General features: G+C 54.1%; 11 protein-coding genes. 7 read left to right on the plus strand and 4 right to left on the minus strand.

Going from position 1 to position 13,487, the window contains the following annotated elements; genetic code table 11:
- The first annotated feature begins 196 nt into the window (after positions 1-196).
- From ACT3RR_RS03305 to dsrB, 5 genes are all read left to right on the plus strand, one after another.
- Entirely contained in the window at positions 197-1,255 is a 1,059-nt protein-coding gene (locus ACT3RR_RS03305) for an NAD(P)-dependent alcohol dehydrogenase (RefSeq protein ID WP_353501688.1), read from the plus strand.
- A gap of 201 nt (positions 1,256-1,456) precedes the next feature.
- On the plus strand, positions 1,457-1,801 hold the full coding sequence (locus ACT3RR_RS03310; RefSeq protein ID WP_034789488.1) for a hypothetical protein: 345 nt from the start codon (positions 1,457-1,459) through the stop codon (positions 1,799-1,801).
- 181 nt (positions 1,802-1,982) lie between these two features.
- Positions 1,983-2,897 carry an ion transporter gene (locus ACT3RR_RS03315; RefSeq protein ID WP_496199730.1) on the plus strand — a complete coding sequence of 305 codons (915 nt, stop codon included), beginning with the start codon at positions 1,983-1,985 and terminating at the stop codon, positions 2,895-2,897.
- A gap of 259 nt (positions 2,898-3,156) precedes the next feature.
- The gene (gene cspE, locus ACT3RR_RS03320) at positions 3,157-3,366 is read left to right on the plus strand and encodes a transcription antiterminator/RNA stability regulator CspE (protein WP_034789491.1); all 210 of its coding nucleotides are present in this window, start codon (positions 3,157-3,159) and stop codon (positions 3,364-3,366) included.
- Between the two features lie 201 nt (positions 3,367-3,567).
- Positions 3,568-3,768, plus strand: coding sequence for a protein DsrB (gene dsrB, locus ACT3RR_RS03325; protein ID WP_353501691.1), 201 nt, complete (start codon positions 3,568-3,570; stop codon positions 3,766-3,768).
- A gap of 88 nt (positions 3,769-3,856) precedes the next feature.
- Here the strand turns inward: dsrB and ACT3RR_RS03330 are convergent, their stop codons facing one another.
- The 4 genes from ACT3RR_RS03330 to ACT3RR_RS03345 all read right to left on the minus strand — a co-directional run bounded on the left by ACT3RR_RS03330 (position 3,857) and on the right by ACT3RR_RS03345 (position 10,205).
- A complete protein-coding gene (locus ACT3RR_RS03330; RefSeq protein WP_496199731.1) occupies positions 3,857-5,566 on the minus strand; it encodes a methyl-accepting chemotaxis protein in 1,710 nt (569 codons plus the stop codon).
- 267 nt (positions 5,567-5,833) lie between these two features.
- Entirely contained in the window at positions 5,834-7,024 is a 1,191-nt protein-coding gene (locus ACT3RR_RS03335) for a glycoside hydrolase family 88 protein (RefSeq protein ID WP_496199732.1), read from the minus strand.
- Positions 7,025-7,053: 29 nt separating this feature from the next.
- The gene (locus tag ACT3RR_RS03340) at positions 7,054-8,346 is read right to left on the minus strand and encodes an oligosaccharide MFS transporter (RefSeq protein WP_485903233.1); all 1,293 of its coding nucleotides are present in this window, start codon (positions 8,344-8,346) and stop codon (positions 7,054-7,056) included.
- A gap of 23 nt (positions 8,347-8,369) precedes the next feature.
- Positions 8,370-10,205, minus strand: coding sequence for a DUF2264 domain-containing protein (locus ACT3RR_RS03345; RefSeq protein WP_496199733.1), 1,836 nt, complete (start codon positions 10,203-10,205; stop codon positions 8,370-8,372).
- A 270-nt stretch (positions 10,206-10,475) separates the two neighbouring features.
- On the opposite strand from ACT3RR_RS03345, the gene ACT3RR_RS03350 reads away from it, so the two are divergent.
- Positions 10,476-11,327, plus strand: a complete 852-nt coding sequence (locus ACT3RR_RS03350; RefSeq protein ID WP_496199734.1) for a helix-turn-helix domain-containing protein — start codon at positions 10,476-10,478, stop codon at positions 11,325-11,327.
- A gap of 368 nt (positions 11,328-11,695) precedes the next feature.
- On the plus strand, positions 11,696-13,351 hold the full coding sequence (locus tag ACT3RR_RS03355; protein ID WP_496199735.1) for a glucan biosynthesis protein D: 1,656 nt from the start codon (positions 11,696-11,698) through the stop codon (positions 13,349-13,351).
- The last annotated feature ends 136 nt before the right edge of the window (positions 13,352-13,487 follow it).

Below are 13,487 nucleotides of genomic sequence, written 5' to 3' on the forward strand. Positions count from 1 at the left end.
ATATTTCCCCCTGAGGTGCGGTGTTAATGCCGCACCTCTTGGGATACCGCGTCAAAAATCCTGAGAAAAACAGATTCGGGCAAGTAATCGCGAGGATCGTTATACGAAATCCCACTTGCCAAGGGGCATACTTAATATCGTTAGCGCAGGTTGCGCTGGCATTTATGTCTAACGATAACCCCTCAGGAGAGAACTCATGACACTTAACGTCCGAGGTTTTGCTGCTACGTCAGCCACTGCGCCATTGGCACCCCACAATTTTGAACGTCGCTCACCGCGTGATACTGACGTAGTTATCGACATTATGTACTGCGGCGTCTGTCACTCAGATATCCACCAGGCACGTAATGAATGGCATCAGAGCATCTATCCGCTGGTTCCGGGACACGAAATCATTGGCCGCATTACTCAGGTAGGCGCCAAAGTTAAGGGCTTCAGCGTCGGTGATACTGTCGGCGTGGGCTGTATGGTCGATTCTTGTCAGCACTGTGATTCCTGCGCCGAGAGCCTGGAACAGTACTGTGAAGAAGGCGCAACCATGACCTACAACAGCTACGATCGTCATGACAACATGATGACCTACGGCGGTTATTCAGAGCAGATCGTCGTCTCTGAAAAGTTTGTGCTGCGCGTGTCTGAAAAGCTGGATATTAAGTCTGCAGCGCCACTGCTGTGTGCCGGTATCACCACCTATTCCCCGCTGCGTCACTGGAAAGTCGGCAAAGGCCATAAAGTGGCGGTTGTCGGTCTGGGCGGTTTGGGCCACATGGGGCTGAAATTTGCTAAAGCGCTGGGCGCCGACGTCACGCTGTTCACCCGTTCCGCCGGTAAAGAGCAGGAAGCTTACCGTCTGGGTGCTGACCACGTGGTGATTTCTACGGATGAAAAGCAGATGGACGCGGTGAAAAACCACTTCGACTTCATCCTTGATACCGTGCCAAACCAGCATGACCTCAACCCGTACCTGAACACGCTGAAACGCGACGGTACCCATATTCTGGTCGGCCTGATCGAGCCAATCGAGCCTGCAATCCACAGCGGCAAGCTGGTGGGCGGGCGTAAAACCGTCGCGGGTTCACTGATTGGCGGTATCGCTGAAACTCAGGAAATGTTGGATTTCTGCGCCGAGCACAACATTGGTTGTGACGTCGAGATGATCGATATGCAGGACATTAACGGTGCCTATGAGCGTATGCTGAAAAGCGACGTGAAATACCGTTTCGTGGTGGATATGGCGTCTCTTAAAAACGCCTAATCTTCGGCGATTTGCCTGATAGTCGTCTAACTCATGCGCCTGCAAACTTCGATTTGTGGGCGTTTTTTTATGGTCATTCTGAGCAAAAAGGGGCGGGATGAAATCATTGCGTGCTGAAATTTCATCTTTCACCACTTCGCTGACTTCTCGGTTTGTGACGGCGGTGGTATTCTTCGGCTTTCGCCGAGCGAAGGAAAATCAGTGGCAAAGAATTTTGATGAATTAATCAGAGATATTGATCTGATGATTGAACACGTGGACGGTCTGAAAAACCTTCCACCGCGCGCAAAAATTGTAGATGCAGTGCCCGCTGATAAGCCTGCCTACGACTCTTTTTGTGAAATCTATGCGTTAAAAGCGGTGATGCGGGCCTTTATTTCCTCGGTCGATACCATCGTAAAAGTTCAGATTGCTAAAAAAGTCGAACAGGATATTGGCCATCTGGAAAATACCGTGCGTTCCATTGGCGGCGGCAACGCCGATCCTGAGGACCTGGCGCAAATTACCGCCTATGTGCGCCATGCCGTATCGGAATTAATGGACTAATCAGTTTATGGTCTGAATACAGAACATGGCCTGAAAACAAAAACGTCGTTTATCTATTGGGATAATCGGCGTTTTTTTATATCTGAATTTGGCTAAATAAGCCGGGAAGGGCGCGAGAATAAGTTTTCTAGCCAGAAAATAGCTATTCTTGAGCCATTATCTTCTCAGGATGAGCACTGTTATGGCACATCGGTTCCGTTTCATCGCGTTGTTGCGCTGGCGTTGTTACCAGCTGCTATTTGATAACCGTACCCGCAGCGGGCGTCGCATGGAGGCGTTCTGGGTTCTGACCGCCATTCTCAGCGTGATTGCGCTGTTTTTTGAATCCAGCGCGCACACTCTTTTCCCCCATACGCCCAACATCATGCAGTTCTTCGGTCTGATCGAGCTGGGCTTTACCGCGATTTTTACCGTGGAATATGTGTTGCGCATTTTTGCCACTCCGAGCAAAGAGCGCTACCCGCTGAGCTTCTTCGGGCTGGTGGATCTGTTGACCATTCTGCCGCTCTATATCCTCTGGCTATTCCCGTCGCTGGTGAGTACCGGCGATATGGTGGTGCTGATTCGCCTGCTGCGAATATTGCGCGTGCTGAGGGTGCTCAAGCTGCTGCGCTATATGAATGAGGCGGGTGTGCTGTGGCGCAGTTTGATGCGCGCGCGACATAAGCTGACCCTATTCTTCGGCTTCGTGGCGATCATTCTCTGCCTGTTCGGCGGGTTAATGTTTGCTATAGAAGGAGGGCGGGACGGCTTTACTTCGCTGGGCGCTTCCGTTTACTGGGCGGTTGTGACCCTGACCACGGTGGGCTATGGCGATATTACGCCGCACACGCCGCTCGGACGGGTACTGGCTTCCGTTTTGATTTTGCTGGGCTATTCGATAATCGCGGTACCTACGGGGATCTTGACGGCCTATATGTCGCAAGAACTGCAAAAAGGGCGTGAGCAGCGTTCTTGCCGCCACTGTCATCACATCGGCCATGAATTAGATGCACGTTTTTGCGACCATTGTGGCACCCGATTGCCGGCGCTTAGATCTCAACTTATTGATAAAAAACCAAATAATCGTACGCTTAACGAGCGCATTGATGATTAATGCGCCATTTTCGTTACTTTAGGCAGGTTATTAGATAAAAAGAGTTGCTATTAGGAGGCAGTCATGAGTAAATACGTTCCGGCCTGTGGTACAGACCTATTTATGCACGACATCCTGAGTAAAGTGGTTCAAATTTAAAGCGTTATCCTCGATAACCCTGATCTGACGAATTTCCTTCTTAGTGCCTCCATAAGTAACGACTGAAATCCGGCTATAACATGCCCATGGTGGCTAAATTTATTTTTTAAAGGTAATTCCTATGTCTATGATGAAAGGTCAGGTTAAGTGGTTTAACGAGTCTAAAGGCTTTGGCTTCATCACTCCTGCTGATGGCAGCAAAGACGTGTTCGTACACTTCTCTGCAATCCAGGATCAAGGTTTCAAGACCCTGGCTGAAGGCCAGAATGTACAGTTCTCTATCGAGAACGGTGCTAAAGGTCCGTCTGCGGCTAACGTTACCGCTATCTAATCTCGCTTTTGCGCTGGTTACAGCACATTAACGAAGATTACAAAAACCCGCATATGCGGGTTTTTTTACGTCTGGATTTTGCCAAAGCCTTTATCTAATGCACGGTATTTCTCGCTAAACGCGTTGCCAAAGTCTAAGCCGCATGCCTTTTAAGGCGCACTGTACTACAATCAACAACATGGATAATAACGGGGTAACTCGATGAAAGTTAACGATCTGGTGACAGTTAAGACCGACGGCGGCCCGCGCCGTGAAGGCAAGGTTCTGGAAATTGAAGAGTTTTACGAAGGCGTGATGTATCTGGTTTCTCTGGAAGATTACCCGGCCGGGATCTGGTTCTTCAACGAAGTCGACAGCAAAGACGGCACCTTCGTTGAGCCTCGCGTGGCCAGCAGAGACTAACCGCTTTGGCTTTTCGCTAAAACTAAAAAACACCGGAGCAGGAGACTGCATCCGGTGTTTTTGTTTATGGGGCTAACAGCACTGGAGATTAGAAGGTTTCCCAGTTCTGGTTATCGGTCGCCAGTTTGTTCTCTTTCAGTGGCTCAACTAATGCCAACGTCGGGCGGCGGGGCGCAGTGGTGATTACTTTGCTATCAAGGCGGAACACCGCGACGGCCTGCGTCAGGCGCTCTGCCTGCTCCTCCAGCGAGGCCGCCGCCGCAGAGGCTTGCTGCACCAGTGAAGCATTCTGCTGGGTGACGCCGTCCATCTCCGATACCGCCTGACTTACCTGACTGATGCCACGGCTCTGTTCATCTGACGCCGAGGCGATTTCGTCCATAATGTCGGTCACATGGCTGACGGCAGTGACGATTTCATACATGGTGTCGCCCGCGTCGCCGACCAGCAGGCTGCCTTCGCCCACGTGATCTACCGACTCTTCAATCAACTGTTCAATCTCTTTAGCGGCCTGCGCGCTGCGCTGCGCCAGATTTCTCACTTCACTTGCCACCACCGCAAAGCCGCGACCCTGCTCACCGGCCCGGGCAGCCTCTACTGCAGCGTTCAGCGCCAGAATGTTGGTTTGGAAAGCAATGCTATTGATAACGTTAGTGATCTCGGCAATTTTGGTCGAGCTGCGCGAGATGTTTTCCATAGTGCTCACCACGCTGGCGACGATATCTCCGCCTTTCTGCGCTTTCTCGGAGGCGTCGGCGGCCAGTTTGCTGGCATGATGGGCGTTTTCCGAATTGAGTTTTACCGTGGCGGTGAGCTGCTCCATGCTGGCGGCGGTCTGCTCCAAGGCTGCGGCCTGCTGCTCGGTGCGCGAGGAGAGGTCAGTGTTGCCGCTGGCAATCTCGGCTGAGCCTTGGTAAATCGAGGTTGCGCCTTCGCGCACGGTCAGCACGGTACTGGCGAGTGAACTCTGCATATGGTCAACGTTAGTGCTCAGCACGCCAATCTCATTGCGACCCGCGATGTCGGAAGGCTGTGTGAGATCTCCCTGCGCGATGTGCTGAATGCGCTTCACCAGACGGTTAATCGGGGTGATGATCACTTTGCGCATAATGAAATAGGTGATAACCGTCAGCAGCAGCGCCAGAGCAAAGGCGCCTGCCATCAGGGCGTAGCCCAGTTTGGCATCGGCGTGGGCACGCTGGTTAATCTGATTGGCGGTATCGGTGCGATAAGTAATGGCTGCCAGCAGCGGCGCGTTGTTGGCCTGATCCAGCCCGCGCAGGGTTTCGGCTTCCTGCGAAATGACTTCTTCAAAATGGGACTGGCGGGCAGACTCCAGCATCGGCGCCATGCCTTGCTTGAGATAATTGTCATATGACTTTTTCAGCGGCTCGTCGAGAGCATGGTCAGTCTCGGTTTGATGCGGACGGTCGATGTACTGCTTGAAGGCATCTTGCGACTGCTTAATGCGCTTTTGCGCCTCAGTAATGTTCTTCTCAAAGGTATCCTGATCGCTGACGCGCGCGGCGGCGGCGGCCTGAATCAACAGCAAACGCGCGGTGCGCAGATGGTTTGAACTGTTGGAAAGGGCCAGGCGAATCTGTAGCTCCTGCGTGGCGCTTTCCAACGCATCGTTACTCTGCTTGAGGAAGAAACTCGACGTACCGATGGAGAGGGCAAACAGAATGAGGATCCCGGCGAGAATGGTGCTGATCAAGGTGATCAGGCGAATATTGCTGATAAAAGAGGTGGCTGGCTTCTCGGTTGCACCGGGAATGGCCGTGGTAAAGGTGTCCATATTATTCCGCTCTGTTAGTCCTGCATGTGCGACAACTCTGGGCGCATAGGGTACAGGCCACGCACGCGAGGTTTTCTTTGCACACTTCAACAATCAGGGGTTGCCAGCGGGCTAACCCTGCCGTGACGAAAAACGCCATCTATAGTCATCGGCATTTGGCGGAGGAGGTTGAATTTATAAGTGAGATCCGGCTCGCATTTTTGTCATAAGTGCGGGGGACAGCGAGAAGTCAGGCGGCCGCAGCCGCCTTGAGGTATTGCGCAGAGTTTACCAGTAGGGTTTCCAGCACTGCGTCAGGCGTACCAGCGCCTCGACATAGAAGTAGTCGCCCCAGCTAGAGCACTGATCCACCCCTTTGCCGCTCGCCATGTGGTAGACGGAATGCTTGAGCAAGCCGTCGCAATCTTCGTCATCGGCCGCCAGATAATTGGCGGTCAGCGACGCCATAATGCGCAGCGCCATCTCCTCATAGTAGGCGCGTGTTTCATCCGTGGCGGGCAGCGCTTGGGTCAAGTCAAGCAGGCCGCACACGGCGATGGCGGCGGCCGAGCTGTCGCGGGGCTGGTCGGTGCCGAGCAGGGCCAGATCCCAGTGGCAGACGTCATCTTCCGGCAGGCGATTGAGGAAGTAGTGAGCCAGTCGCCGCGATAACTCCACCATCTCCTTGTCGCCGGTATAGCGGTAACTGAGCAGGAAGCCGTAAATCCCCCAAGCCTGCCCGCGCGACCAGCATGAATCGTCGGCATAGCCTTGGTGAGTATTGCCAAAGCGCGGCTCGCCGGTCACCGTATCCATATAGTAGGTGTGGAAGGTCGAGGCGTCAGGCCTGACAATATAGTTGGCGGCCTGCTGAGCATGGCGGCGCGCGGCCTCGGCGTAGCGCGGTTCCCCGGTTTGCTCAGTGGCCCAATAGAGCAGCGGCAGGTTCATATTGCAGTCAATGATCATCCGGCCAGCCTGTTCCGGGTCGCGTAAATCGCCCCACGCCTGAATAATCCCCGACTGCGGGTTAAAGCGTTCCATGAGGGCATCCGCCGCCAGCAGGGCAAAGCCTCGCGCCTCGCGATTGCCGGTGAGTCGCCACGCGCTGACGCAGGAGAGGGTATAGAGGAAGCCCAAGTCGTGAGTGGCGGTGTCGATGCGATTAGCAATTCTGTTGCCGAAGGAGTGGATGTGCTGCTCCGCCGCCAGCCGGTATTTCGCCTCGCCGGTCATCTCCCACGCCAGCCACAGCTGTCCGCTCCAGAAGCTGGTGGTCCACTCGACATTTTCGGTTAACGCAAAATGATTGTTTTCACAGGTTTCAGCCGGGAATTTCCCCTCGAATTTGACCCTGTTGCGGTCGATTTTCTTTAGCACCCGCTGGCGGGCTTCGGCCAACTGCTGGCGAAGAGCAATTTTGTCCAATTGGTTTAGCTCAACCGGCAGCAGCTTCTCTTTGGTTATGGTCACGGTCATTATTTCTCCCTTAGCAATCGAGTCGCAAATTAGTGTTTTACGGGGGTTAAAGGCGCGGCGGCGTTAACCTCCGGGGGCGTCGGGGCCTGAACCACGCCATGGCGGCGGCTGTGGCAGGCTGACAGGGTAAAGGCGGAAATCAGGGTGAAGCACAGCGCGATGCCACCCATGATCAGGTAGGTATGGGCAAAGCCGATGCGGTCATAGAAGTAGCCAGCGGGCGGGGCGATCACAATGGAGCCGACATAAATCATCGCCTGATAGCCCAGCAGGTACATGGTGGCATTGACGCGTTTATGGAAATGCTCGGCGATATATTTGAAAACCGACACCAGAATCAGGGCAATTTCCAGACCATAGAAGGGTTTGATGATCGAGATAATCAGCGGGTCATTGGTCAACCCAGAGGCAATCAGCCGCACGCCGACCACCACCCCAACCAGCAACAAGCCCTTTTTAGCACCGAAATAGTTCACCAAGAAAGGGATCACCATCATCATCAGGAACTCGGTGCCAGACTGCACGGTGCTGAGGTAGCCGTACATGGCGTTGCCTTGCTCTTTGGTCGGGAAGAAGGTGACGAAATAGCGCGAAAACTGCTGTTCGGCGACAAACATCACCCAGGCAACACCGGCGACGTACAGGGAAAACATCCAGAATTTGCGATTCTTCAGCAGCAGAATGACATCGCTAAAAACAATTTTGTCTTGCGAAATCACATTGTTATTGCGCATTTCGGCTTCGCCAATTTTTAGCGACAGCAGCACGCCGAGCATCAGCAGCGAACTCAGGCTACTCAGACTGAAGTTCCACGCCGGAGAGAGGTTAAACAGCAGGCCGGAAAACGACGCCGCCACCGCCCAGCCGAGCGAGCCCCACATGCGAATCTGGCCGAACTCCATGCTGTATAGGCGGCTAAAGCGATCGGCATAGGATTCCGACGCCGCGACGCCCGCGTACCAGCCCAGGCTTAAATAGAGCGCGCCGATAATAATGCCGATCATTAAATGGGTTTCCAGCAGGGGCTGGTAAACATAAATAAAGAAGGGGGCCATCATGGCGGAGACGATCACCACGAAATAAAGCAGGCTTTTACTCATGCCTATTTTATCCATGATATAGCCATAGACCGGTTTCATGACCACGGCGAAAACGCCGTTAATCGCAAATACCGCGCCGATATCCATACTGTCTAATCCGGCCTTTTGTCCCAGCCATAACGCATATAAGCCGAAGCTGGAAGACCAGGTGAAGAAATAGAGGAAGATGAAACTGCTCATTTTGTAATAAGCAGACTTACTGGCTGTTTTTATTGTTTTCATACTGACTCCTGACAACCGAATAATTAAAGGATGACGGTCCAGTGACGGCCCTGATAGTGGATCTCAATCTCGCTTTCACCGCGAATTACGCGGGGTAGGATTTTTGGCATAGCTGATATATCGGCAGAGGCAAACACGGCGGACATCAGCCAGTGCGAGCCGGGGGAAAGGGCGGTTTTGAGCAGCGGAATAGCCGCCGTTTCGGCGAACATAATGCTGCTGTTGGGCGGCGTTACCACGCTTGCCGCCTCGCGCGGGGTGGCCTCGCCGACGTCGGCGATGTGGCTGTAGCCGTTGCAGGCGACTATCCGGCTCGAGGAGCTATTTTCATCTAGTTGCACCTGCGTCTGGCGGTCATGGATCACCGCGAAGCCGCCTTCGACGGCGTCGAGTGCGCGGGCGCTGGTCAGATGGTGCAAACGCAGATGGCCCTCGCCGCAGGGGAACAGCCAGGTTTTCACTTCCACGTCGTGCCAGGGTTTCCAGCGCGAATAAATCACCTCTTGGCGCGTCACTGTCTCTTCGCAGCCACGGCGTCCACGGTAGTAGCCATCGCCTTCTGACAGCACCAGCATGGAGTCGCAGGCCGCGTGGTTGAGGCCAAACCGGCCGCGGTCGAGGGTGAAACCAAACTGGCTGGAGTAGGCAAACTTGGTGTATTTCGCCTCGGTATTGACGAAGTTATTCAGCTCCAGCTGGCCTGATGTCAGCATTATCACGTGCCGTTGCGCCGCGTCGCGCAGCAGGATCTGGCTGGCGTGAGGAATGCAGTGCGGGCTGTTGAGGCGGGGCAAGGGCAGCTCTTGCGCCTGCCAGAAAGCATGGTTCTCGGGCAATGCCAGCACCAGAAACAGCTTGCAGGCCCAGTAAGGCGAGCCGGGCGCGTTGTAATCCTCGGCCATCACCAGATTCGGCGTGTGATAGCCAATGCTCAGCACGCCGTCGCGGTCAAAAATCGGCTGTTTCAGCCAGCTGCGCAGGTGGCGCAGGACAATGCCTTTAATGACGCCGGGGGAGTACACCTCCAACCCGCTAAACGCGGCGGCGCTCCAGAAGGCGGCTTCGGCGAAGCGATAGGTCATGCTGCGGCCAAAGGGCACGGCGGCCCCTTCGGCGGAAAACAGGCTGATGAAATCCCCGGCGAACTGCTGCGCGCGCTGGCGCAATTGGGCACAACGTTGGGCATCGACATCCGCCATATAGTTGGCGTACAGCAGGCCGTAGTAGTGAAATGCCATCGACACATAGTAGTCGCGCGGGCGACCCGGCCCGTCGGAATACCAGCCGTCGCCGAGGTAATAGGCCTCCATCAGCGAGAAACGGGCCTCGACCGCCTCGCGGTCCCACGGCAAACCGGCCTGCTTGCAGCCCATCTGCACCATGATGGGGAAGTAATTCCAGTTGTTATTAGGGATGGTGGCGTCTTTGCCTTGGTTAAGCCAGTCAATCAGGTTGTGCTGCTCGGCGTCACTGAAATAGGCCAGCAACCTTTTATCTAGCAGCGCCAGGCCGACGCCAAAAGCCGCCATTTCCACACAGCGCTGGTCAAAGTCGTGAATATCGCCCCAATACTCGGCATGCTCGGGGTTGGTGCCGTTGCGGATCGCCGTGAGGTAAAACGACAGGTTTTCACACTCATCGCCATTAGCGAGCAGGGGGAAAATGCCCCACAGCATGCGCGACAGGGCTTCCATCTTCGCTATCTTTTTACCGTAATGGGTGGTGGAGTGGCCGAGGTCAATGCCGCTTTTGCCTTCTTCGGTATAGGGCGCGACGGCAGACAGCATATCGCCCACCAGATCTTTCACCTGTTGGCGAGTGCGTAGCGGGTAATCACTCTTGATTTTCACCTGATTCATTCGATATTCCTTCCCTCGAAAGGGCTGAGCAAATAATGGCATTAAGTATGTGAAACATTATTTCAATTCTATTTTTACGCTGTTTCATCAACTGCAACGAGTGTGTAACTTGCCATTGGAATATAGAGAATCTGTTTTGCCCGATTGTTATACGGGTCACATAACAGTGCATTTTTTTAAATTGCTATTGCCGATTGGAGCAGAAAAGAGCCTAAATTATAAAAAGTGGCTTAAAAGTTTTAATTTCTTGTCATCGGGTGGGGGAGCTTTATGGCGGTGACCGACTTTCTCGAACGCATTGCATTAAACGATCGGCAGATCTCGTTTAATCGCATGAGCAGGGGCAGCGCCAATTATTTTCATTGGCACCAATGTTTAGAGATGCTGTTTATCAGTCAGGGGTACGGGATAGTGATTGTTGATAATCAACAGTACACGCTGCGCCCCGGCCGCCTGTTTGTCTTTCCGCCCTTTAAGTTGCACAAGGTATTTGTCGAGCAGAGTGAGAAAAACCACTATGTCCGCACCACGGTGCACCTTGACCACCTGCTGCTGGACGGCTTTTTGCACTGTTTCCCCCAGCGCCGGGCGCACTTCTCACGCCTGTGGGGCGCGGAGAGCGATGCGCATATCTTTGATTTAGCAGCCAATGCTGAGCATATCGAAACCATTCTCGAAAGCTTCCAGCGGCTACAGCTGGCCGCCACGCCGCAGTGGGAGGATATCGCCATGATGATATTGCAGCTGATGGAGTTCATGCCCGAGCAGCAGGTGAAGCGCAAAACCGTCAGCCGCACCACGGCCTCCAAAGTGATGCAGTGGATAGAAGAGAATTACGTGATGAAGTTTTCGCTGGCCGAGTTATCGACGGCGATTGGACTGTCGCAAAGCTATATTTCGCGAGTTTTTAGCCAAGAAACGGGCGGCTCGGTGGTGGACTATTTGGCGACGCGGCGCATCAAACGCGCCTGTGAGCTGCTGCGCTCCACCGATATGCGGATAGAAGAGGTGGCGAGTCAGTGCGGGTTTGCCGATACGCCCTATTTTATTACCTGTTTTCGTAAGTTGATTGGCCGCACCCCGCTGCAATATCGCAAAGCGGCGTTTCGGCTTGAGCTTTAAACAATAATTCATTAATTCATAACGTTTTGTTAACTTGGGTGGTCACGGAATCCTCTTAAAAAACGGTTTTTTGCTGCTTTTATGAGCGCTCTTAATCGGCCGTTTCTTTAGCGATATCAAAATGGTTAAATTATCGCTCATCCCCCGTATGCCGGAGCTTTGGCATGCCGTAAGCCCGCGTTCTGTGCAAGCTATTTTTAGCTGAAAGCATTCAATTTTGTGGTACTCGCCATGGGAATTTTACGTTAGCCTTAGGGTCGTATTTTTACATCCCGCAGATGCCCTTGTGTGCCACTTTCGGCAACATGCCTTTCGGCGCTACGGCGTTGCGGATAACTTGACTTGCCCGGCACAGGAAACCCTCTGGCATGGAACGAAGAGCATTTATTAAAGCGTCAATGGCGTTTGCCGCCTACTGCGGGGTGCCAGCAATGGCATCAGTGTTCACGCGATCTGCTGAGGCAGCGCAGGGGAATGTTGCAGACGGTGGTGCAACGTCTTTTGACTTCTCCGTGTTGCAAAAGATGGCCAGCTCCCTGGCGTCGAAGCCCTACGGTGGCGCGCCGCAGCCTCTGCCTAAAACGCTGGCAGAGCTAACACCGCAGGCGTACAACGCCATTGAATATGATCACGCCCACTCCCTGTGGCATGACCTGCCAAACCGCCAGCTGGACGTCGAGCTGTTCCACGTCGGCATGGGCTTTAAGCGCCGCGTGCAGATGTATTCCGTTGATGCCGACAAAAAACAGGCGCGTGAGATCCACTTCCGCCCTGAATTGTTCCAGTATCACAATGCCGGGGTCGACACCAAGCAGCTGGAGGGCATTACCAACCTCGGGTTCGCCGGTTTCAAAGTCAACAAAGCCCCTGAACTGACCCGCCGTGACGTGGTTTCTTTCCTGGGTGCGAGCTATTTCCGCGCCGTGGATGACACTTATCAGTATGGCTTATCTGCCCGTGGCGTGGCCGTCGACACCTTCGTCGGCCAGCCGGAAGAGTTCCCGGACTTCACCGCGTTCTGGTTTGAAACGCCAAAATCTGGCGACACCACCTTCACAGTTTACGCCCTGTTGGATGGCCCAAGCGTCACCGGCGCTTACCGTTTCATCATTCACTGCGAGCCAACGCGCGTAGTGATGGAAATCGAAAAGCACCTCAATGCGCGTCAGGACATCAAGCAGCTCGGCATCTCGCCAATGACCAGCATGTACAGCTGCGGTACCAGCGAGCGCGGACGCTGCGACACCATTCACCCGCAAATTCATGACTCGGATCGCCTGGCCATGTGGCGCGGCAACGGCGAATGGGTTTGCCGCCCGCTGAATAACCCGCAAAAGTTGCAGTTCAACGCCTTTGCCGATGAAAACCCGAAAGGCTTTGGCCTGTTACAGCTCGACCACGACTTCAACAATTATCAGGACGTGATTGGCTGGTACAACAAGCGCCCGAGCCTGTGGGTGGAGCCGGTCGGCGACTGGGGGAAAGGGGCGATTAACCTGCTGGAGATCCCAACCACCGGCGAGACGCTGGATAACATCGTCTGCTTCTGGCAGCCGGAGAAGCCGGTCAAGGCTGGGGACAATTTCACCTTCAGCTACAAGCTTTACTGGAGCAGCGAGCCGCCAGAGCGCAGCCCGCTGTCCAACGTGCTGGCAACCCGCACCGGCATGGGCGGCTTCCCTGAGGGTTGGGCGCCGGGCGAACATTATCCTAACGTCTGGGCGCGCCGCTTCGCGGTCGATTTCATCGGCGGCGAACTGAAATCCTACGCCGATAAAGGCATCGAGCCGGTGATTAATGTTTCTGCCGGTAAGATTAAAAACATTGAAATCCTGTACGTGCAGCCGTTCGATGGTTATCGCATCCTGTTCGACTGGTACCCGGACAGCGATTCTGTCGCGCCGGTCGAGCTGCGCATGTTCCTGCGCTCGGGTAATACCGCGCTGTCAGAAACCTGGCTTTACCAGTATTTCCCACCGGCCCCGGATAAGCGTAAGTACATTGATGACCGCCAGATGAGCTAATCTGCTGGCGATGCAGAAATGAGAAAGCCCCGTCTCTTGCGAGCGGGGCTTTTTTTACTTCTATTTTTTTACTTCTATATTCGCAGGTGAATCAGAAGCTTATCTTGCTGGTTACCCGACACAGGAGACCCACGCA

Origin of the sequence: Ewingella sp. AOP8-B2-18 (assembly GCF_052376015.1) — a bacterium.
Classification (GTDB): Bacteria; Pseudomonadota; Gammaproteobacteria; order Enterobacterales; family Enterobacteriaceae; genus Ewingella; species Ewingella allii.

What these genes read in the sequence shown, in the direction of transcription:
- ACT3RR_RS03305 (WP_353501688.1), top strand. Translation starts at nt 197, where the DNA reads ATGACACTTAACGTCCGAGGTTTTGCTGCTACGTCAGCCACTGCGCCA.
- ACT3RR_RS03315 (WP_496199730.1), top strand. Translation starts at nt 1,983, where the DNA reads ATGGCACATCGGTTCCGTTTCATCGCGTTGTTGCGCTGGCGTTGTTAC.
- cspE (WP_034789491.1), top strand. Translation starts at nt 3,157, where the DNA reads ATGTCTATGATGAAAGGTCAGGTTAAGTGGTTTAACGAGTCTAAAGGC.
- dsrB (WP_353501691.1), top strand. Translation starts at nt 3,568, where the DNA reads ATGAAAGTTAACGATCTGGTGACAGTTAAGACCGACGGCGGCCCGCGC.
- ACT3RR_RS03330 (WP_496199731.1), bottom strand. Translation starts at nt 5,566, where the DNA reads ATGGACACCTTTACCACGGCCATTCCCGGTGCAACCGAGAAGCCAGCC.
- ACT3RR_RS03335 (WP_496199732.1), bottom strand. Translation starts at nt 7,024, where the DNA reads ATGACCGTGACCATAACCAAAGAGAAGCTGCTGCCGGTTGAGCTAAAC.
- ACT3RR_RS03340 (WP_485903233.1), bottom strand. Translation starts at nt 8,346, where the DNA reads ATGAAAACAATAAAAACAGCCAGTAAGTCTGCTTATTACAAAATGAGC.
- ACT3RR_RS03345 (WP_496199733.1), bottom strand. Translation starts at nt 10,205, where the DNA reads ATGAATCAGGTGAAAATCAAGAGTGATTACCCGCTACGCACTCGCCAA.
- ACT3RR_RS03350 (WP_496199734.1), top strand. Translation starts at nt 10,476, where the DNA reads ATGGCGGTGACCGACTTTCTCGAACGCATTGCATTAAACGATCGGCAG.
- ACT3RR_RS03355 (WP_496199735.1), top strand. Translation starts at nt 11,696, where the DNA reads ATGGAACGAAGAGCATTTATTAAAGCGTCAATGGCGTTTGCCGCCTAC.